At 59.4% G+C, this 18496-nt stretch carries 22 protein-coding genes; 13 read left to right on the forward strand and 9 right to left on the reverse strand.

Annotation, left to right across the window (positions count from 1 at the left end; translation table 11 throughout):
• The first annotated feature begins 72 nt into the window (after positions 1-72).
• From ACTG2J_RS04720 to ACTG2J_RS04780, 13 genes are all read left to right on the forward strand, one after another.
• Complete coding sequence (locus tag ACTG2J_RS04720; protein ID WP_042080712.1) at positions 73-714, forward strand: autotransporter; 642 nt, start codon at positions 73-75, stop codon at positions 712-714.
• Between the two features lie 180 nt (positions 715-894).
• Entirely contained in the window at positions 895-1842 is a 948-nt protein-coding gene (locus ACTG2J_RS04725; protein ID WP_005343644.1) for a YbgA family protein, read from the forward strand.
• 69 nt (positions 1843-1911) lie between these two features.
• Positions 1912-2799 carry a MerR family transcriptional regulator gene (locus tag ACTG2J_RS04730; RefSeq protein ID WP_252656044.1) on the forward strand — a complete coding sequence of 296 codons (888 nt, stop codon included), beginning with the start codon at positions 1912-1914 and terminating at the stop codon, positions 2797-2799.
• Positions 2796-4217, forward strand: coding sequence for a deoxyribodipyrimidine photo-lyase (gene phrB / locus ACTG2J_RS04735; protein WP_252656042.1), 1422 nt, complete (start codon positions 2796-2798; stop codon positions 4215-4217). The genes ACTG2J_RS04730 and phrB overlap by 4 nt, the downstream gene beginning before the upstream one ends.
• Before the next feature lies 1 nt (position 4218).
• Positions 4219-4647: a nuclear transport factor 2 family protein gene (locus ACTG2J_RS04740; protein WP_005343652.1), complete on the forward strand. Its 429-nt coding sequence runs from the start codon at positions 4219-4221 to the stop codon at positions 4645-4647.
• Entirely contained in the window at positions 4644-5378 is a 735-nt protein-coding gene (locus ACTG2J_RS04745) for an SDR family NAD(P)-dependent oxidoreductase (RefSeq protein WP_252656040.1), read from the forward strand. Before ACTG2J_RS04740 ends, ACTG2J_RS04745 begins: the two co-directional genes overlap by 4 nt.
• On the forward strand, positions 5375-6634 hold the full coding sequence (locus tag ACTG2J_RS04750; RefSeq protein ID WP_252656038.1) for an NAD(P)/FAD-dependent oxidoreductase: 1260 nt from the start codon (positions 5375-5377) through the stop codon (positions 6632-6634). The genes ACTG2J_RS04745 and ACTG2J_RS04750 overlap by 4 nt, the downstream gene beginning before the upstream one ends.
• Entirely contained in the window at positions 6631-7413 is a 783-nt protein-coding gene (locus tag ACTG2J_RS04755) for a DUF1365 domain-containing protein (protein WP_113739010.1), read from the forward strand. Before ACTG2J_RS04750 ends, ACTG2J_RS04755 begins: the two co-directional genes overlap by 4 nt.
• On the forward strand, positions 7413-8669 hold the full coding sequence (locus ACTG2J_RS04760) for a class I SAM-dependent methyltransferase (protein ID WP_439988943.1): 1257 nt from the start codon (positions 7413-7415) through the stop codon (positions 8667-8669). The genes ACTG2J_RS04755 and ACTG2J_RS04760 overlap by 1 nt, the downstream gene beginning before the upstream one ends.
• A 2-nt stretch (positions 8670-8671) precedes the next feature.
• The gene (locus tag ACTG2J_RS04765; protein WP_159163039.1) at positions 8672-9148 is read left to right on the forward strand and encodes a DUF2878 domain-containing protein; all 477 of its coding nucleotides are present in this window, start codon (positions 8672-8674) and stop codon (positions 9146-9148) included.
• The gene (locus ACTG2J_RS04770) at positions 9145-9366 is read left to right on the forward strand and encodes a TIGR02450 family Trp-rich protein (RefSeq protein WP_005338671.1); all 222 of its coding nucleotides are present in this window, start codon (positions 9145-9147) and stop codon (positions 9364-9366) included. Before ACTG2J_RS04765 ends, ACTG2J_RS04770 begins: the two co-directional genes overlap by 4 nt.
• Complete coding sequence (locus ACTG2J_RS04775; protein ID WP_439988942.1) at positions 9323-9865, forward strand: chalcone isomerase family protein; 543 nt, start codon at positions 9323-9325, stop codon at positions 9863-9865. The genes ACTG2J_RS04770 and ACTG2J_RS04775 overlap by 44 nt, the downstream gene beginning before the upstream one ends.
• A 14-nt stretch (positions 9866-9879) precedes the next feature.
• Entirely contained in the window at positions 9880-10419 is a 540-nt protein-coding gene (locus ACTG2J_RS04780) for a DUF3833 domain-containing protein (RefSeq protein ID WP_439988941.1), read from the forward strand.
• A gap of 73 nt (positions 10420-10492) precedes the next feature.
• On the opposite strand, the gene nqrM is transcribed toward ACTG2J_RS04780, so the two are convergent.
• The 9 genes from nqrM to ACTG2J_RS04825 form a co-directional block, all read right to left on the reverse strand.
• Positions 10493-10717 carry a (Na+)-NQR maturation NqrM gene (nqrM, locus tag ACTG2J_RS04785; protein ID WP_005338668.1) on the reverse strand — a complete coding sequence of 75 codons (225 nt, stop codon included), beginning with the start codon at positions 10715-10717 and terminating at the stop codon, positions 10493-10495.
• Between the two features lie 9 nt (positions 10718-10726).
• A complete protein-coding gene (locus tag ACTG2J_RS04790; RefSeq protein ID WP_005338666.1) occupies positions 10727-11764 on the reverse strand; it encodes an FAD:protein FMN transferase ApbE in 1038 nt (345 codons plus the stop codon).
• Positions 11765-11767: 3 nt separating this feature from the next.
• Positions 11768-12991 (reverse strand): NADH:ubiquinone reductase (Na(+)-transporting) subunit F, encoded by a 1224-nt coding sequence (gene nqrF / locus ACTG2J_RS04795; RefSeq protein ID WP_005338656.1) that lies wholly within the window; start codon positions 12989-12991, stop codon positions 11768-11770.
• Positions 12992-13023: 32 nt separating this feature from the next.
• Positions 13024-13620, reverse strand: coding sequence for an NADH:ubiquinone reductase (Na(+)-transporting) subunit E (nqrE, locus tag ACTG2J_RS04800; RefSeq protein ID WP_005338645.1), 597 nt, complete (start codon positions 13618-13620; stop codon positions 13024-13026).
• A gap of 3 nt (positions 13621-13623) precedes the next feature.
• Complete coding sequence (locus tag ACTG2J_RS04805; protein ID WP_005338644.1) at positions 13624-14256, reverse strand: NADH:ubiquinone reductase (Na(+)-transporting) subunit D; 633 nt, start codon at positions 14254-14256, stop codon at positions 13624-13626.
• Complete coding sequence (locus ACTG2J_RS04810) at positions 14249-15037, reverse strand: Na(+)-translocating NADH-quinone reductase subunit C (protein WP_005338643.1); 789 nt, start codon at positions 15035-15037, stop codon at positions 14249-14251. Before ACTG2J_RS04810 ends, ACTG2J_RS04805 begins: the two co-directional genes overlap by 8 nt.
• Positions 15027-16256, reverse strand: a complete 1230-nt coding sequence (locus ACTG2J_RS04815) for an NADH:ubiquinone reductase (Na(+)-transporting) subunit B (protein ID WP_005338642.1) — start codon at positions 16254-16256, stop codon at positions 15027-15029. The genes ACTG2J_RS04810 and ACTG2J_RS04815 overlap by 11 nt, the downstream gene beginning before the upstream one ends.
• A 3-nt stretch (positions 16257-16259) precedes the next feature.
• Positions 16260-17603: a Na(+)-translocating NADH-quinone reductase subunit A gene (locus ACTG2J_RS04820; protein ID WP_041202293.1), complete on the reverse strand. Its 1344-nt coding sequence runs from the start codon at positions 17601-17603 to the stop codon at positions 16260-16262.
• A 434-nt stretch (positions 17604-18037) separates the two neighbouring features.
• Positions 18038-18352 (reverse strand): BolA family protein, encoded by a 315-nt coding sequence (locus ACTG2J_RS04825; RefSeq protein WP_236352937.1) that lies wholly within the window; start codon positions 18350-18352, stop codon positions 18038-18040.
• Positions 18353-18496 lie beyond the last annotated feature (144 nt).

Genomic DNA, 18496 nt, shown 5'->3' on the forward strand with positions numbered 1-18496 from the left:
CCGGGAACCTGATCGCACAATGACTCCATACCAGCTCGCTAGCAACGGGCCCAATCACATGGAGTTATCATCATGAAAAAAGCAACTGTCTCTCTTCTGGTTCTGGCCGGGTTTGCCTCTACTTCCGTCATGGCGCAGGATGCCTTCAGCTACGCCAAGGGTTCCGCCACCTGGGCGCACACCAAATCCGACTATCTCAGCGGTACCTTCAGCAATGACAGCAAAGGAACCCGTGATTTTGGCGGTCTGAGCCTGGATCTCTCCAAGAGCTTCGGCTCCAATTTCTATGGTCGCGGCAGCACTGAATACACCTCTCGCAGCAACGGCAACGACAGCATGTCGATCTCCAGCATTGGTGTCGGTGTCTTTACCCCGCTCAGCACAGGTCTGAACCTCTACGGTGAAACCGGTGTGACCGGCTACATGCTGGAGCGTGAACTTGCCAGCGATATCGCTAACAAAGGGTGGGATGCTGTTGCTCGCAAAGATAGCGGCAGCATGTACGGTGAAGTCGGTCTGCGCTACGACATCGGCAATGTCGAGCTCTCCACTGCCTACCGCTACGCCAACATGACCGACGATATGCACGACTTCAAGGTGGGCGGTGCCTACAAGCTCAACCAGAACTGGGCGCTGACTGCCGATTACACCTATCGCAATTGGGATCTGCAAAAAGGTTCCATCTCCAGCCTGGGTGTGAAGTACAGCTTCTAATCCCCCTTCCCGTAGTCCGTAGTGTCTTGTTTTTTACCCATGGCGTTTGCCATGGGTTTTTTCTTTTTCCGGTGATCCCTTTTTTCTCCTTGTGTCGTATCAGTCGCAAATAGTTATACAACTTTCATTTTTTTGTATAACTGCTATAACTGAATCAATGCTTATACAAGGAGCGTCATCATGTACAAGATTAAAGTCGGTATCAGTGCCTGCCTGCTGGGACAAGAGGTACGTTTCGATGGGGGCCACAAGCGCTCCAGCTTCTGTGAACGAGATCTTGGCGCTCACTTTGACTACCACCCCGTCTGTCCCGAGATGGCCATTGGTTTAGGGGCGCCTCGCGCCGCCATCCGGCTGGTCAAGCGCAACGGCGAGATCCGCGCCGAGGCGAGCAACGGTAGCTTCGATGTCACCGAAAAGCTGATTGCCTTTAGCGAGCAGAAAGCGCGCCAGCTCGACTTTATCTCCGGCTATATCCTCTGTGCCAAATCACCCAGCTGTGGCATGGAGCGGGTCAAGGTCTATGGCGCCAACAACGAGGGGAGTGCCAAGGAGGGGATTGGCTTGTTTGCCAAGGCGTTGATGGAGGCCAACCCCCTGCTGCCGGTGGAAGAGGATGGTCGCCTGTGCGACCCCATCCTGCGGGAGAACTTCGTGCTGCGGGTCTTCGCCTACCACGACTGGCAGCAGCTCTGCGCCCGCGGCATTACCGCCTCTGCGCTGATCCGCTTCCACTCCCGTTACAAGTATCTGGTGCTCTCCCACGCCACCACCCACTATCGGGCGCTTGGCAAGCTGCTCGGCAATCTGGGCAAGTCCACCAACTTGCAGGAGGTGGCCGACAACTACATCAAGGGATTGATGACGGCGCTGACACTGCGAGCCAACCGCCGCAGTCACACCAATGTGCTGATGCACCTGCAGGGCTACTTCAAGCGGGTGCTGACCCCGGCCCAGAAGCAGGAGCTTGCCGATACCATCGACAAGTACCGCACCGGCATATTCCCCTTGCTGGTGCCGCTCACCCTGATCCGTCACTACCTGCGCGAGTACCCCAATCCCTACCTCGCCGAGCAGGTTTATCTCAATCCGCACCCCGATACGCTCAAATTGCGTTACGGGCTCTGAATCCGTTCTGTTGCCCCGGCGCATGGTTTGCGCCGGGTAGCCTTACTCCTTTGTTTGATGGACGTTGTCATGTCTGATTTATCGCAAGAAGTTGCTCCTCTGGCTGATGAGGGGATCTACCCCATTCGCGAGGTCTCCCGTCTCACCGGTGTCAACGCCGTGACCCTGCGCGCCTGGCAGCGCCGCTATGGTCTGGTGCAACCGGCCCGCACCGAAAAGGGCCACCGCCTCTACAGCGAGCAGGATATTCGCCAGATCGGCGAGATCCTGAGCTGGCTGGAGCGGGGAGTGAGTATCGGGCAGGTGAAGGGGCTCTTGAGCGAACCTCATTCCGCGCCGGTGAGCGATCACTGGCAGCAAACCCTGGAGCAGTTCAGTCAGGCGCTGCTCGCCTTCAACCAGCGCAAGGCGGAGGCTGAACTCAACGATCTGCTGGCGAGCTACCCGTTCGAGCTGGTGCGCAGCCGGATACTGCAACCGCTGGTGGAGCAGCTGCTGGGGCTGTGGCGCGAGCGGCCCGATGGCGAGCTGCTGCAACAGGTGTGGCTGGGCTGGCTCCATACCCGCTTCGCCCGTCACCTGATCGAGCAGGAGAAAGGCGTGCCGATCACCTTGGCGAGCTGGGGACAAGTCGGCCCCCTCGATCTGGTCTGGGCCGCCTACGAGTTGATCGGTCAGGGCTATGAGGTGCAACTGCTGGGGGCGGTCGAGACGAGCCATGCCAGCTTGCTGGAGGGGCGTGCCGTTACCCCCTGGCTGGTACTGCTGGGTGCCGGGCTCGGCAAGCAGGAGCTGGCCGCCGGGTGGCCCGCAGGCACACGCCTGTTTGGTGAGCTGGGGCGCCTCTACGACGATGAGTGGCTTAAAGCCTATGGCTGGCAGGCGAGCCTTGCCGAGCTGATTGCGGATGCCCCAGATGCTGCTGGCACCAGCGGACGCGGGAGGAAAAAATCATGAAACTGGTCTGGTTTCGCAATGATCTGCGCCTTGCCGACAACCCGGCACTGCGGCATGCCTGCGCCGGTGATGAACCGGTGGCCGCGCTCTTTATCATCTCCCCCACCCAGTGGCGGCAGCACAAAATGGCCCCCATTCGTCAGCGCTTTATGTTGGCGCAGGTAGATGAATTGGGCCGCGAGCTGGCAGCGCTCGGCATCCCGCTCCATCTGCTGCGAGTGGAGACTTTTGCCGAGGTGCCCGTTGCGTTGGCAAACCTCTGCCACGAGCAGGGCGTGACCCAGCTCTATGCCAATCAGGCTATCGAGATTGATGAGCAGCGCCGCGATCACGCCGTCAGCGCCGCACTGGCAGAGCAGGCGGTGAGCTGTCACTGGCTCAACGGCTGTTGCGTATTGCCGCCGGGGCGGGTGCTGACCGGCTCGGGTGAGATGTTCAAGGTGTTCACCCCTTTCAGCCGCGCCTGGCTCAAGGCACTCGACGAGGAGGGGTTTGTCATTCATCGGGCGCCAACACCGCGTGGCGAGCCTTTGCCTTGGCAGCCGCTGGCTGAGCGGGCGTGGGTTGATGAAGCGCTCGGCGAGCTGACGGTTGATCCGCGTTGGCCAGTGGGGGAGGCAGAAGCTCTGCGTCGTTTGAACATTTTTCTGGAGCAGGCGGTGCTCGACTATGGCGAGACCCGGGATTTTCCTGCCATAGCGGGCACGTCCGTGCTCTCCCCCTATCTGGCGGCGGGCATCATCAGCCCCCGTCAGTGCGTGGCGGCGATCCAGCAGCGGCTTGGCTATCGGCCCCAGTCCAAGGCCCAGCCCGGCTTTGTCTGGCTCAATGAGCTGGTCTGGCGCGAGTTCTATCGCCACCTGTTGGTGCTGATCCCGACTCTTTCGATGAATCGCCCCTTCAAACCCGAGACGGCGGCCTTGCCGTGGAGCTGGGATCCGGATGCCTTCGCCGCCTGGAGCGAGGGGCGGACCGGCTACCCCATCGTCGATGCAGCGATGCGCTGCCTCAACGCCACCGGCTGGATGCACAACCGGCTGCGGATGATAGTGGCGAGCTTTCTCACCAAGGATCTCCATATCCACTGGCGGCTCGGGGAGGATTACTTTATGAGTCGGCTCATCGATGGGGATCTGGCGGCCAACAACGGCGGCTGGCAGTGGGCAGCGGGTACCGGCGCCGATGCGGCCCCCTACTTTCGGGTCTTCAACCCCACCACTCAGGGGCAACGATTTGATCCACAAGGGGAGTTTATCCGTACCTGGGTAACTGAACTTGCCGATATTCCCGCCGCTTATGTGCATCAGCCCCACGACTGGCTGCGGCTCAAGGGACGACAGGATTATCCGGCACCCATGGTGGATCACGCCGTTGCCCGGGTGAGAGCCATCGAGATGTTTCGCTCTCTGGAGAAATAGGATGAACGAGCCGCTGGCCCGCTTTATTGGCCTCTATCAGCAACTGGACAAACAGCAGTTGCACCGCTTGCCCGAGGTCTATGCCGAACAGGTGGTCTTTACCGATCCGGCCCACCGTATTGAGGGGCTGGCGGCCCTTGGCGACTATTTTGCCGCCCTCTATCAGCGCCTCGCCTACTGCCGTTTCGTCATCACTAGTCAGCAGCAGCAAGGGCAGCAGGCCTGGCTCGGCTGGACCATGACCTTCTCTCACCCCAGATTGCGTGGTGGTGAGCCGGTGACGGTGGAAGGGGCCACCCGCCTCGAATTCGACGAGGCGGGCAAGGTGTGCCAGCACAGGGACTATTTTGACCTGGGCGCCATGCTCTACGAGCAGTTGCCGCTGCTCGGGCCCGTGGTGCGCACTATCAAGATGAGGCTTGGCGCATGAGCGGCCGGGTGCTTATTACAGGCGCGACTTCCGGTATCGGTCGCCAGTTGGCGCTGGATTACCGGCGGGCAGGCTGGCAGGTTTGGGGTTGTGGCCGCGATGGCGAACGGCTGCAGGCGCTGGGGCTGGATGGCGTCACACCGCTGCAGTTCGATGCCCGGGAACTGGCCGCTATGAGCGGGGTGGCTGCTACGCTGCCATCCCTCGATCTGCTGATCCTCAACGCAGGCAACTGCGAGTACATGGATGTGGCTGAGGGGTTTGACGGCGAGCTGTTTGCCCGTGTCATCGACACAAATCTGACCGCTACCGGCCATGCGCTGGCCGCCTTCTTGCCGTTGCTCGGGGCTGGGTCACGGCTGGCCATCGTCAGCTCGTCGGTGAGCTGGCTGCCGTTGCCACGAGCCGAGGCCTATGGCGCCTCAAAGGCGGCCCTCGACTATCTGGCGGATACCTTGCGCCTCGATTTGGCCAGCAAAGGGATCGGGGTGACCCTGATCCGCCCCGGCTTTGTCCAGACGCCGCTCACCGCCAAAAATGATTTTCCCATGCCCTGTCTGGTGACGGTGGAGCAGGCCTCCCGCGCCATCATGGACGGGCTGACCGCTGGTCGTCACCAGATCCACTTTCCCCGCCGTTTCATCTGGTTGCTGCGCCTGCTTGGTGCGCTGCCGGTGGGGCTCTGGCTGCGCCTTGGCCGCGCACTCGTATCGAAAGGAAGCCATTCATGAAGAAAAAGATCGCCATCGTCGGTTCAGGGATCTCGGGGCTCACCGCCGGTTTTCTGCTCCACAAACTCCATGACATTACCCTGTTTGAGGCGGCGCCGACTCTGGGGGGGCATACTGCGACCGTTGATGTGAATCAGGCTGGCCGCAGCTATGCCATCGACACCGGTTTTATCGTCTTCAATGATCGCACCTATCCCAACTTCTTGAAGTTGCTGGCGCGGATCGGCATGGCACGGCAACCGGCCGAGATGAGCTTCTCGGTGAAGAGCCCGGAGGGGCTGGAGTATAACGGTCACAACCTCGACACACTGTTTGCCCAGCGCAGCAATCTGTTGAGCCCCCGTTTCTACGGTTTTGTCGCGGAGATTTTGCGCTTCAACCGGGAGGCGCGGGCCTGGCTGGCGAATAGTCAACATCAGGGTGCTGGCCCCGAGCTGACGCTGGGAGACTTTCTGCTGGCGGGGGAGTTTAGCGACTACTTCGCCCGCCACTACATCTTGCCGATGGGAGCTGCGATCTGGTCATCGACCCTGGCCGATATGCGTGCCTTCCCCCTTGGCTTCTTCCTGCGTTTTTTTGCCAACCACGGCCTGCTCGATGTGGCCAATCGCCCCCAGTGGTATGTGATCCCGGGTGGCTCGCGGGAATATATCGGCCCCCTTACCGCGGGTTGGCAGTCGCAGATCCGACTCGCCTGTCCGGTGCAGAGCGTACGGCGGGACGCGGACGGCGTGGTGATCCAGAGCAGTTACGGCGAGGAGCGGTTTGATGAGGTGATATTCGCCTGCCACAGCGATCAGGCGCTGGCGCTGCTGGCGGATCCCGGCGAGCGGGAGCAGGCCATCCTAGGCGACATGCCCTATCAGGCCAACGATGTCTGGCTCCATACCGATGCTCGCTGCCTGCCCACCCGCCGCAAGGCATGGGCCAGCTGGAACTATCAGCTCGATGGCAACGATGAGGCGCGGCCGCTGGTGAGCTACAACATGAACATCCTGCAGGGGGTGAACTCGCCGGAGCCCTTCTGCGTCAGCCTCAATCCCAAGGGCAAGGTGGATGAGAGCAAGGTACTGCGCCGCTTCGTCTACCACCATCCAGTGTTCAATCAGGCCTCCATCGCCGCCCAGCAGCGGCGCGCGGAGATCTGCGGCCAGCAGCACACCCACTTCTGTGGTGCCTACTGGTACAACGGCTTCCATGAGGATGGGGTGCGCAGCGCGCTGGATGTCGCCAGGCGCTTCGGAGCCGAGCTATGAACGGCGCCACCGTGGCCACCGAACATGAGCGTACAGACGAACTGGCTGGCGTCATCAGCGCCATCTGGCAGGGCTCGGTGCGCCACCGCCGTTTTGCACCGCGGGCTCACACCTTCTCCTACAGCCTCTTTATGCTGGGACTGGATCTCGACGAGCTGCCACAGCTCGATCAGGGGCGCTGGTTCGGGGTTGAGCGGGCTGGGCTGCTCTCGTTTCACCGCCATGACTATCTCAAGGGGAGTGAGGGAAGCCTCAAGCAGGCGGTGTGGCAGAAGGTGAGCGAGCTGGGTGGCGATGCCGAGCCCGAGGGGCGGGTACTGCTGCTCGGCAATGTGCGCTGTCTGGGGTTCTACTTCAGCCCGGTCAACTTCTACTTCTGCTACCGGCAGGGCGAGGCGCGCTATCTGCTGGCAGAGGTGTCGAACACCCCCTGGAACGAGCGTCACTACTACCTGCTCGATCTGGCGGCGCTGGCACCCCATGACAAGGATTTTCACGTCTCCCCCTTTATGGGGCTGGCGATGCGTTATCACTGGCGCATCAGGCCGCCCGCGCAGGAGACTCTGATCCATATCGAGAGCCATCCCGTATCCGGTGAAGCCAAGCTGTTTGACGCCACCCTGGCGCTCACTCGCGAACCCTTGTCGCGCAAGGGGTTGGTGGCCCTGCTGGCCCGCTGGCCATGGATGACCATGAAGGTGCTGCTCGGGATCTACTGGCAGGCCCTGCGTCTATTTATCAAACGAACCCCGATTTTTACCCATCCGGAGAGCCGCTAATGGAACTTGCTCAATCAACCCTCTCTGCCTCTTTCATCGACAAGGGGGCAAGACAAATGCTGCTCAATCTGCTGGGTCGCCTCGAACATGGCCAGCTGCTGCTGCGGGATGGCGGTGAGCGCCACAGCTTTGGCGTCGCGGGTACCGATCTGCATGCCGAACTGGTGGTGCAAGATCCTGCCTTCTATCGTCGCCTGTTGCTGGGGGGCAGCATTGCCGCCGGGGAAACCTGGGTGGAGGGGCTCTGGACCAGCCCGGACCCGGTGGCGCTGGTGCGGCTGCTGGCCCGGAATCTGACCCTGCTCGACTCCCTCGAGCGGCGCCTTGGCTGGCTCAGTTTCCCGTTCAACAAGGTGCGCCACTGGCTCAACCGCAATACCCTGACAGGTTCGCGCTCCAACATCGCCGCCCACTACGATCTCGGCAATACCCTCTATCAGGGGTTTCTCGACAGCCATATGCAGTACTCGAGCGCCATCTATCCGAGTGCCGAGGCCACGCTGGAAGAGGGACAGCAGGCCAAGCTGCGCACCATCTGCGAGCGGCTGGCGCTGGGGCCTGACGATCATCTGTTGGAGATCGGCACCGGCTGGGGCGGCCTCGCCGTCTATGCCGCCCGCCACTATGGCTGCCGGGTGACGACCACTACCATCTCCCGGGCCCAGCATGATTATGCCAAGGAGTGGATTGCGCGGGAGGGGCTGGGGGATCGCATCACCTTGCTGCTGGAGGATTACCGCAAGCTGGAGGGCACCTATGACAAGCTGGTCTCCATCGAGATGATCGAGGCGGTGGGGCATGCCTTCCTGCCCGACTATTTCCGCCAGCTGTCGCGGCTGCTCAAACCCGGTGGTCGCCTGCTCATCCAGGCCATCACCATCGCCGATCAGCGCCATGCCCAGTATCTGCGCGGAGTCGATTTCATCCAGCGCTACATCTTCCCCGGTGGCTGCCTGCCGAGCGTCTCCCAGATGGCGGGGCTGCTGGCGCGGGAGACCGACATGCAGCTGGTGCGGTTGCACGATCATGGTCATCACTATGCGCGCACCCTGGCTCACTGGTGCGAGCGTTTTCTGGCGCTGGCGCCCGAGCTGCCCAAGCTCGGTTACAGCCAAGATTTCATCCGGTTGTGGCACTTCTACTTTGCCTATTGCGAAGGGGGATTCTGGGAGCGCAGCATCAGTCTGGTGCAGCTGGAGGCCGCCAAGCCGGGGCCCGCTGGCTGGTCGGGTGATGTGCCAGTAAGCGGTCACTAACAATGTGGCAGTGGGCTCACCTGCTGGGGTTTAACCTCTACTGGTTGCTGGCGGTGAAGTGGCAGCAGCCGGGCCCGCTGCTGGCAATGTTGCTGCTGCACTTTCTCTTCTCACCCAGCCGTCAGCGTGACTGGCGGCTGCTTCCCATCGCGGTCGTCGGCTGTCTGCTGGATGCCCTGCTCTGGCAGCTCGGCCTGTTCCGGTTCCCGTCCGGTTTTCCCCTCTGGCTGGTGCTGCTCTGGCTCGGTTTTGCCCTGACGCTGGCCCACGGTATGCGCTGGCTGCTGCGCTTGCCTCGCTGGCAGCAGGCGCTGTTTGGCGTGTTTGGCGGTGCTTCCTCCTATGTGGCGGGGGCTGCCATGGGGGCAGTAAACTTACCCTGGGGCATCTGGATCAGCACGGCGCTGCTGGCTGTGATCTGGATGTGGTGGTTACCCGTACTCCTGTGGGTAATGGTCAAGCTGGAGGGTGAGTCATGACAAACACCTTTTCGACCGACTCGTTGCTTTTTTCCAAATGGACCAAAGAGAGCCAGCATGAGCTCACTGATCGCTTCTATCTGGTGGTTGCCTGCCAGCGGGATGCGCAGGGGCAGCTGGTGCAGGTGGTGATGCAGGATATCAACACCCTGCAGGAACAGGAGATGGACTGGCATGAACTGGAAGACCCCAACCACTGGCATATGGGGTGGAATTAACCCGCTACTGCTGGCGTTTACGCTCTTGGCTGCAACCGCAGTGCAGGCTTCTGCCGCCCCCTGGCAGCAGTTGCGCCCGGTCGGGCAGGGGGAGATGAACTGGCTCTGGTTCAAGCTCTACGATGCCACCCTCTACAGTGCGAGCGGGCGCTATCAGCCCGGTCACTATCCGCAGGCCCTGACCCTCACCTATGCCAGAGCCATCGAGCGGGAAGATCTGCTGAGCGCTACTGCCGCGGAGTGGCAGCGGCTCGGTCTTGGCTCCGACGCCGAACGTCAGCGCTGGCTCGGCCAGCTCGCTGCACTCTGGCCCGATGTGCAGGCAGGCGACAAGCTCACCTTCTATGTCGACAAGGGCGGGGTAGGCCACTTCTGGTGGCAGGAGAAGCCCCTAGGTACCCTGGCCGATCCACAATTCTCGGCCGCTTTTCTCGCCATCTGGCTGGCTGACAACAGCCGCGATCCTGCCCTGACCCGCCGCCTGCGTGGCCAACCCTGAACATGGAGTCTCTGATGCCTTTCTATCGTGCATACCGCTGGTTGCTGTTGCTCCCCTTTTTGCTGCTGAGTGGCTGTGGTGCCAGTCTCGATGACTATCGTGGGCAGGGGCCAAACTGGGATCTCGCTCGTTTCTTCAACGGCAAATTGGTGGCTCACGGCCTGGTGACCGACCGCAGCGGCGAAGTGACCAGTCGCTTTCGGGTTGAGATGGTGGGTAGTTGGAAAGATGGCAAGGGAGAGCTGTTCGAGCTGTTCTACTTTGACGATGGCCGCCAGCAGACCCGTACCTGGTATCTGAGCAAGGGCGATTATGGTCATTGGCGCGGTACTGCTTCCGATGTGGTGGGCGAGGCGATCGGTAAAAGCCAAGGGTTTGCCCTCAACTGGCGCTATCAGCTTGATCTGGCGCTACCGGATGGCGAGGTTGTGCGGGTGAGCTTCGATGACTGGATGTACCTGCTGGACGAAGATCGTCTGATCAATCGTGCCGAGATCAGCAAGTTCGGTATCCATCTGGGTGAAGTGATCCTCTATATCGAACGTCAGCCCTGACCGTTAACGCAAGATAACGGCCAGTAAAAAGCGCGCCGATGGCGCGCTTTTGTTTACCGAAAAACCAGAGTCATCAGATGATGCGGTTCTCTTCTAGCATCTTGCGACGGGCCTCTTCCTTGGCCATCTTCTTCTTGCGGTTGTCGCAGGGTTCCGGGCAATCGCACTCTTTCTCGATGCCGACGCTACCCAGACCGCCACAGGAGCCGGAGATGGTCTTCTTCTGGAAGATGTAACCGATAGCCATGGCGGCTATCACCAGCATGAATACCCCGAAGGTGATCAGAAAAATCTGCATCTCTACCTCTTACTTCTTGACCAGATAGGGCTTGAAGGCATCGGAGTAAGCCTCTTCAAAGCCGTTGTCCGTCTTGGTGATCACGAAGATCGCCAGGCCGCGCTCGTTGGCATAGGCCAGGCTTTTCTCGGTCCCCATCACCATAAACACGGTGGCCAACCCGTCTGCAGTCATGCAGGAGGGATGGATCACGGTGACCGACACCAGACGGTGCTGGATCGGCTTGCCGCTGCGCGGATCTATGGTGTGGGAGAAGCGCTGACCATCCAGTTCATAGTAGTTGCGGTAATCGCCAGAGGTGGCCACCCCGTTGTCACCGGGCACGATCACCTCTTGCACCGTGCCGGTGCCTGCGGTGGGCTTCTCGATGGCCACGCGCCAGGGGTGACCCTTGCCGTTGACGCCATTGATCCGCAGCTCGCCGCCAATCTCCACCAGATAGTTACGCGCACCCAGTGACTCCAGATACTCGGCTACCTTGTCCACACCAAAGCCCTTGGCGATGGCGGAGAGATCGACGTAAAGATCCGGAATGTCTTTTTGCAGGGTGTCGGCATCCACCGAGGTGATGACGTGCAGGTTGCCCAGACCGGTCTTCTGGCGAGTCTGGGTGATCAGCTCGTCGGAAGGGACCTTGGTCGGCTTCTTGTCCGGGCCAAAGCCCCACAGATTGACCAAGGGGCCAACGGTGACGTCCAGCGCCCCCTGGCTCTCACGGCCAATGTGAATGGCCTCTGTGACGACCCGTGCGGTATCGCGGGAGACCACTACCGGTTTGTTGTCACGGCTCTGGTTGAAGCGCGACAGTTCGGAATCGGGGCGATAGGTCGACATCTGGTCGTTGACCCGCTCCAGCAACACATCCACCTCAGCTTGAAGTTTGGCCGGATCGCTGATGGCGCTGTCCGCCACCTTGATGGAGTAATAAGTGCCCATGGTGCTGCCGGTGATGTGGATCTCCGGTTTGGATTGGACCGTCTCCTGACCGCACCCAGTCAAGAAAAAGGCTAGCCCGAAGGCTAGCCAGGTCTTTACAACACTGTGCATGGATTAACCACCAAAGTCATCCAACAGGATGTTTTCGTCTTCAACGCCCAAGTCTTTGAGCATGTTGATGACGGCAGCGTTCATCACCGGAGGTCCACACATGTAGAACTCGCAATCTTCCGGTGCTTCGTGGTTCTTGAGATAGTTCTCGTAGAGCACGTTGTGGATGAAGCCGGTGTAGCCGTCCCAGTTGTCTTCCGGTTGCGGATCAGACAGGGCGACGTTCCAGGTGAAGTTCTCGTTCTCGGCGGCGAGCATGTCAAAGTCTTCGACATAGAACATTTCGCGCTTGGAACGGGCACCGTACCAGAAGCTCATCTTGCGCTTGGACTTCAGGCGACGCAGCTGGTCGAAGATATGGGAACGCATCGGCGCCATACCCGCACCACCACCGATGAATACCATTTCGGCATCGGTGTCCTTGGCGAAGAACTCACCGAACGGGCCGGAGATAGTCACTTTGTCGCCAGCCTTCAGGCTGAAGATATAGGAGGACATCTGTCCCGGAGGGGCAGTCCAGTTGCTGGGCGGCGGGGTTGCGATACGCACGTTCAGCATGATGATGCCGAACTCTTCCGGATAGTTGGCCATGGAGTAGGCACGGATGATTGGCTCATCGACCTTGGACTCCAGCTCAAAGATCTTGAAGCGATCCCAGTCACCGCGATACTCCTCGGGAATATCGAAGTTCTTGTAGTGCACGTGGTGAGCCGGGGCTTCAATCTGGATATAACCACCGGCGCGGAACGGTACGCTCTCGCCATCGGGGATCTGCAGCTTGAGCTCCTTGATGAAGGTGGCCTTGTTATCGTTGGAGATAACAGTACATTCCCACTTCTTCACCCCGAAGATCTCTTCCGGCAGTTCGATATCCATGTCGGAGCGAACGGTAACCTGACAGGCCAGACGCTCGCCATGACGGGCTTCGCCCTTGCTGATGTGATCCAGTTCGGTCGGCAGAATGTCGCCGCCACCGGATTTCACCCGTACCTTGCACTGGCCGCAGGAGCCACCGCCGCCACAGGCGGAGGAGACGAAGATACCGCTGCCAGCCAGCACGCCGAGCAGCTTGCCACCGGCCGGGCTGGTCACAGCCTTGGCCGGGTCACCATTGATGCTGATTGTCACGTCGCCCGCGGTCACCAGCTTGGACTTGGCGAACAGAATGACTGCCACCAGAGCCAGCAGGATCACGGTAAACATGACCACACCCAAAATAATTTCCATCTATCGTTCCTTTCTGATTGCAGGAAAGCCGATTACAGGGAGATACCAGAGAAGGACATGAAGCCCAGCGCCATCAGACCGGCGGTGATGAAGGTGATGCCCAGACCGCGCAGGCCTTCCGGAACATCGGAGTACTTCATCTTCTCGCGGATACCCGCCAGCGCAACGATCGCCAGCATCCAGCCTGCCCCTGAACCCACACCGTAGACCACAGACTCCATGAAGTTGTAGTCACGCTGCACCATGAAGGAGACGCCACCGAAGATGGCGCAGTTCACGGTGATGAGCGGCAGGAAGATACCCAGCGCGTTGTAGAGTGCCGGGAAGTACTTGTCCAGCGCCATCTCCAGGATCTGTACCAGTGCTGCAATCACACCGATGAAGGTGATGAAGCTCAGGAAGCTCAGATCCAGACCGGATACCAGAGCGCCATCTTTAAGCACGTAGTTGTAGATCAGGTTGTTGGCAGGAACCGCGATGGTCTGCACCACAATAACGGCAATACCCAGACCCATGGAGGTCTTTACCTTCTTGGACACCGCCAGGAAGGTACACATCCCCAGGAAGAAGGAGAGTGCCAGGTTTTCGATGAAGATCGATTTAATTAACAGACTCAGATAGTGTTCCATACCTTAATCCTTCGCCTCCACCTGCTTGGGATCCTTGGTGCGCACGCCCCAAATGATCAGACCAATGATGAAGAATGCACTCGGCGGCAGCAGCAGCAGGCCGTTGGGCACATACCAGCCACCGTTATTCACCAGCGGCAGCAGCTCGATGCCGAACCAGGTGCCGGAGCCCAGCAGTTCACGCACGGTCGCGACACTCAGCAGAATGGCACCATAGCCCAGACCGTTGCCGATACCATCCAGGAAGGAGGGCAGCGGGGCACTCTTCATGGCGTACGCTTCAGCGCGGCCCATTACGATACAGTTGGTGATGATCAGACCCACGAAGACCGACAGTTGCTTGGAGATGTCATAGGCATACGCCTTGAGCACCTGGTCAACCACGATAACCAGTGAGGCGATGATCGCCATCTGCACGATGATCCGGACGCTGTTCGGGATCTGGTTGCGGATCAGGGAGATGAACAGGTTTGAGAAGGCGGTGACCGCCATGACCGCGAGGGTCATTACAAACGCAGTTTTCATCTGGCTGGTAACCGCCAGTGCAGAACAGACACCCAGCACCTGCAAGGCGATGGGGTTGTTGCCCAGCACAGGCGTCAACAGCAACTTCTTCATTTCGCTCTTGTCAGCCATTGTTGATTTCTCCTGCACGAACCTTGGCCAGGAAAGGACCGAAGCCCTTGGGACCCATCCAGAAGTCGAAGGTATGCTGTACGCCGTTACCGGTCAGAGTGGCACCGGAGAGACCATCGATCTCGTGCTCGGAGCCCGCCGGAGCATGGCCCTTGATGACGCGCAGCGCCGGCATGCCATTCTGGTCGAACAGTTTCTTGTCCTTGAACAGCGCCTGCCAGGCCGGGTTTTCGATCTCGCCACCCAGACCCGGGGTTTCACCGTGGTCGTAGTAGGTGATGCCTTTGATAGTCTGGCCATCAGCGGCAACGGCGACGAAAGCATACATGGTCGACCACAGACCCTGACCATAGATGGGCAGGATGATGCTGTCGATCTTGCCTTCGGCATCCTTGGCGAAGAATACCGGGATCTGCTTGGAGATCTGACGCAGGCTGGCCTTGTCGTCAGCGGCGGCAAGACGGATGCTGCGGGCCGGATCTTTGGCAGCCTGCTTGGTGTCGAAGTTGTCGGCATCACCGTCAACAAAGTCACCGGTCGCCAGATCCACCAGACGGGCTTCGATCTTCTCGCCGTACAGTTTGGCCAGGTCGCGCTTGGCCACTTCGCTCACATCCACACCGGCTACGGCGAGAATGTTGCTCTGCTTGTCCAGCGCCTTGTTTTCCTGCTGGGTAGAACGCAGGCCCACAGCGGCAACGGATACCACGATGGAACAGGCCAGACAGAGGCCGGTGACCACGCTGACGGTGCCGAGGGTTGAATCTTTATTAAACGCCACGAGCAATCCTCCGCTTGATGTTTGCCTGAGCGACGAAGTGGTCAAACAGGGGAGCAAACAGGTTCGCAAACAGAATGGCCAGCATCATGCCTTCCGGGAACGCAGGGTTGACCACGCGAACCAGCACGACCATTACGCCGATCAGGGCGCCATACCACCACTTGCCTTTGTTGGTAAAGGCTGCGGAGACAGGGTCGGTTGCCATGAAGGCCATACCGAAGGCGAAGCCACCCAGTACCAGATGCCAGTGCCACGGCATGTTGAACATGGGGTTGGTATCGGAACCGATGACGTTGAACAGCAGGGAGGTGGCGATCATACCGATCATCACGCCGGCGATGATGCGCCAGGAGGCGATGCGCATGTAGACGATCATGGCGGCACCCAGCAGGATCATCAGGGTAGAGACTTCACCGATGGAACCCGGCAGGTTACCCAGGAAAGCGTCCATCCAGCTGATAGCCTGGCCGGTTGCACCGTTGATCAGCGCCATTTGGCCGCCTTGGGCCCACTGGCTCAGGGCAGTCGCGCCGGAGAAACCGTCAACGGCAACCCACACGGCGTCACCGGAGATCTGGCCCGGGTAGGCGAAGAACAGGAACGCACGACCAGCGAGCGCCGGGTTCAGGAAGTTCTTGCCGGTACCACCGAACACCTCTTTGGCCATCACCACACCGAAGGTGATACCCAGCGCAGCTTGCCACAGGGGCAGCTCGGGCGGCACGATCAGGGCAAACAGGATGGAGGTCACGAAGAAGCCTTCGTTGATCTCGTGTTTGCGCACCATGGCGAACAGCACTTCCCAGAAACCACCGACAAAGAAGACGGTGATATAGATTGGGAAGAAGTGGGTGGCGCCAATCAGCATCTTGCTGCCGATACCGGCAACAGCCGGATCGAGGGAGGCGCCCAGCATGGTAGCCAGGGCATATTGCCAGCTGCTGGCACCAGCAGCCGAGCCCATGTGGGCAATGGCGGCAATCGCCTGGTTACCAACGTTGTACATGCCCCAGAACATGGCCGGGAACACGGCCAGCCACACCATGATCATCATGCGCTTCAGATCGAGCGCATCACGAACGTGGGAGGCGTTGCGGGTAACGCTACCCGGGGTGTAGAACAGGGTGTACGCCGCTTCGAACAGGGCATAGTACTTGGCGTACTTTCCACCCGGTTCGAAGTGGTGTTCCATATTTTCAAGAAGTTGCTTGAAACTCATCGCTTAACCTTCCAGTTCAATCTTGGTCAGGCACTCACGCAAGATCGGGCCGTACTCTGTCTTGCCAGGGCAGACAAAGGTACAGAGCGCCAAATCTTCCTCATCCAGCTCCAGGCAGCCCAGTGCTTGTGCACCGTCGGTATCGCCGGAGACCATGTCCCGCAGCAGCAGGGTCGGCAGGATGTCGAGTGGCATCACCCGCTCATAGTTGCCGATAGGCACCATGGAACGGTCACTACCGTTGGTAGTGGTGGTGAAGTTGATCAGCTTGCCCTTCATCAGATGAGAGAGGGTGGTACGGGTGATAGAGAACTTGTTGGCGCTGGGGTTGATCCAGCCCAGGAACTCTTTCTCGCGACCTTCACCCAGCACGCAAACCTGATTGTGGTAGCGGCCCAGGTAGTCGTGAACACCTTCGGCTTTGGCACCACTCAGGATAGAACCGGAGATGATACGGTTTTCGTCGGCACGCAGCTCATTATTGGTGAGCTGGCTGATGCAGGCGCCCAGACGGGTACGCAGCAGACGCGGCTTGAGCACGTTCGGGCCAGCCAGCGCGATCACCTTGTCAGTGCAGATCTGACCGGTGGTGAACAGCTTGCCGAATGCAATCACATCCTGATAGTTGATGTGCCACTGCACCTTGGTGCTGCTGACCGGATCCAGGAAGTGGATATGGGTACCCGGCAGACCGGCAGGATGCGGACCAACGAAGATCTCTTCCTTGACCTGAGCCAGCGGAGAGTGGGGCAGACTGCCTTCGCCTTTACAGACGTAGACGGCGCCGTCGGTCAGGCGGGTCAATACAGCCAGACCATCGAGGAAGGCCTGCGGCTGTTCCTTGATAATCAGCTCGGCATCGGCAGCCAGCGGGTTGGTGTCCATTGCAGTCACAAAGATAGCGCGCGGGGCAGACGCTACCGCGGGGACTTTGCTGAACGGACGGGTACGCAACGCAGTCCACTGACCTGATGCGACCAGGATCTCTTGCACCTTGCTGCGCTCGAGCTTGGCCAGCTCGGCAGAGGCAAAATGCTCAAACGTCACCTGTTCATCGGAACCGTCCAGGTCGATGACCACAGACTGGAGAACACGTTTGGCACCACGGTTGATCTCTGAAACCACACCGGTGGCAGGAGCTGTGAATTTAACGCCCGGATTCTTCTTGTCTTCAAAAAGATCCTGACCTTTGATGACGCGATCACCTACTTTGACGAACATAGTAGGTCGCATCCCCACAAACTCCTCGCCCAGTGTCGCAACACGGGTGATGGCGGGGCCATCGTAGATTACTTGCTCTGGCGCACCCAGCACGGGGATGTCCAGTCCTCTTTTGATTGTAATCATACTTACTTGCACTACCGTTACGGGAGAGGTTGGTTAGCGCCGAGAAATACATCACGACGGGTGGTTGAATGAGTCGATGTTGTGGTTGTGCCAGGTGGGCAGGCTCAACAATTATTCAACATACAGGCTCACTCAAAAGCGCTTGAGTTTACCACTTAAGGTGCATTTTCTGCCATGCCAAATGGGCAAAATCCCCGTGCCATCACAAAATTAACCTGCAATGAATAAGCCCCCGACACCTTGTAAGTAGTGGTTTTAAAGGTTTTTTTATTTTGATACCTCGATGGGGGTATTTACCGTTGTCTCCACTATCAGCAAAAAGCCTTGATGCCGAAATATACCCCCTTGGATGTAGCCTTTTCGGGGCCAATGGGGGAAATATGTTTAATTTTTGTTGGCAGGTTCTCGAGGGGAATCCTGTGGTACAACCGCTTTCAGGAGAGTGACGGTTTGCCAACGCAGCTCGGGGTGCGCGGGGCGTGGCCTTTTTCCTGCCACTCGGTCTCTGTGTAGGTATGCAGCGCCAGTGCATGAACGGCACCGGCCAGCTCGTCGGCCAGCACCGCGTTGACCTGACGATGTCGTGCCAGCAGCCGCAGCCCTGCAAATTGCTCGCTGACGATCACCACCTTGAAGTGGCTCTCAGATCCCGGTTCCACACGGTGCATGTGGCTCTCGTTGATTACCTCCAGCACGGAGGGGGAGAGGGCTACGGTCAGCTTGGCTTCAATCAGTTGTTGGATGGTCATCGGATCGGCTTCCAGAGTGAATGTCGGGCCATTCTATCGGCAGTCGCGGGATGGAATAAGCCCCCGTAAGAGGGAAATCACCCGTCAGTTGCCCCCTTGATGCGCATCGAACTGGTGAAATTCCTGCTCCTCGCTAGAATAGCG

This window comes from Aeromonas sp. 6P (assembly GCF_051919525.1).
In the GTDB taxonomy this organism is placed as follows: Bacteria; Pseudomonadota; Gammaproteobacteria; order Enterobacterales; family Aeromonadaceae; genus Aeromonas; species Aeromonas veronii.

Bases quoted from the DNA above. Each gene is read 5' to 3' on its own strand.
- ACTG2J_RS04720 (WP_042080712.1), top strand. From the start codon at position 73: ATGAAAAAAGCAACTGTCTCTCTTCTGGTTCTGGCCGGGTTTGCCTCT.
- ACTG2J_RS04725 (WP_005343644.1), top strand. From the start codon at position 895: ATGTACAAGATTAAAGTCGGTATCAGTGCCTGCCTGCTGGGACAAGAG.
- ACTG2J_RS04730 (WP_252656044.1), top strand. From the start codon at position 1,912: ATGTCTGATTTATCGCAAGAAGTTGCTCCTCTGGCTGATGAGGGGATC.
- phrB (WP_252656042.1), top strand. From the start codon at position 2,796: ATGAAACTGGTCTGGTTTCGCAATGATCTGCGCCTTGCCGACAACCCG.
- ACTG2J_RS04740 (WP_005343652.1), top strand. From the start codon at position 4,219: ATGAACGAGCCGCTGGCCCGCTTTATTGGCCTCTATCAGCAACTGGAC.
- ACTG2J_RS04745 (WP_252656040.1), top strand. From the start codon at position 4,644: ATGAGCGGCCGGGTGCTTATTACAGGCGCGACTTCCGGTATCGGTCGC.
- ACTG2J_RS04750 (WP_252656038.1), top strand. From the start codon at position 5,375: ATGAAGAAAAAGATCGCCATCGTCGGTTCAGGGATCTCGGGGCTCACC.
- ACTG2J_RS04755 (WP_113739010.1), top strand. From the start codon at position 6,631: ATGAACGGCGCCACCGTGGCCACCGAACATGAGCGTACAGACGAACTG.
- ACTG2J_RS04760 (WP_439988943.1), top strand. From the start codon at position 7,413: ATGGAACTTGCTCAATCAACCCTCTCTGCCTCTTTCATCGACAAGGGG.
- ACTG2J_RS04765 (WP_159163039.1), top strand. From the start codon at position 8,672: ATGTGGCAGTGGGCTCACCTGCTGGGGTTTAACCTCTACTGGTTGCTG.
- ACTG2J_RS04770 (WP_005338671.1), top strand. From the start codon at position 9,145: ATGACAAACACCTTTTCGACCGACTCGTTGCTTTTTTCCAAATGGACC.
- ACTG2J_RS04775 (WP_439988942.1), top strand. From the start codon at position 9,323: ATGAACTGGAAGACCCCAACCACTGGCATATGGGGTGGAATTAACCCG.
- ACTG2J_RS04780 (WP_439988941.1), top strand. From the start codon at position 9,880: ATGCCTTTCTATCGTGCATACCGCTGGTTGCTGTTGCTCCCCTTTTTG.
- nqrM (WP_005338668.1), bottom strand. From the start codon at position 10,717: ATGCAGATTTTTCTGATCACCTTCGGGGTATTCATGCTGGTGATAGCC.
- ACTG2J_RS04790 (WP_005338666.1), bottom strand. From the start codon at position 11,764: ATGCACAGTGTTGTAAAGACCTGGCTAGCCTTCGGGCTAGCCTTTTTC.
- nqrF (WP_005338656.1), bottom strand. From the start codon at position 12,991: ATGGAAATTATTTTGGGTGTGGTCATGTTTACCGTGATCCTGCTGGCT.
- nqrE (WP_005338645.1), bottom strand. From the start codon at position 13,620: ATGGAACACTATCTGAGTCTGTTAATTAAATCGATCTTCATCGAAAAC.
- ACTG2J_RS04805 (WP_005338644.1), bottom strand. From the start codon at position 14,256: ATGGCTGACAAGAGCGAAATGAAGAAGTTGCTGTTGACGCCTGTGCTG.
- ACTG2J_RS04815 (WP_005338642.1), bottom strand. From the start codon at position 16,256: ATGAGTTTCAAGCAACTTCTTGAAAATATGGAACACCACTTCGAACCG.
- ACTG2J_RS04820 (WP_041202293.1), bottom strand. From the start codon at position 17,603: ATGATTACAATCAAAAGAGGACTGGACATCCCCGTGCTGGGTGCGCCA.
- ACTG2J_RS04825 (WP_236352937.1), bottom strand. From the start codon at position 18,352: ATGACCATCCAACAACTGATTGAAGCCAAGCTGACCGTAGCCCTCTCC.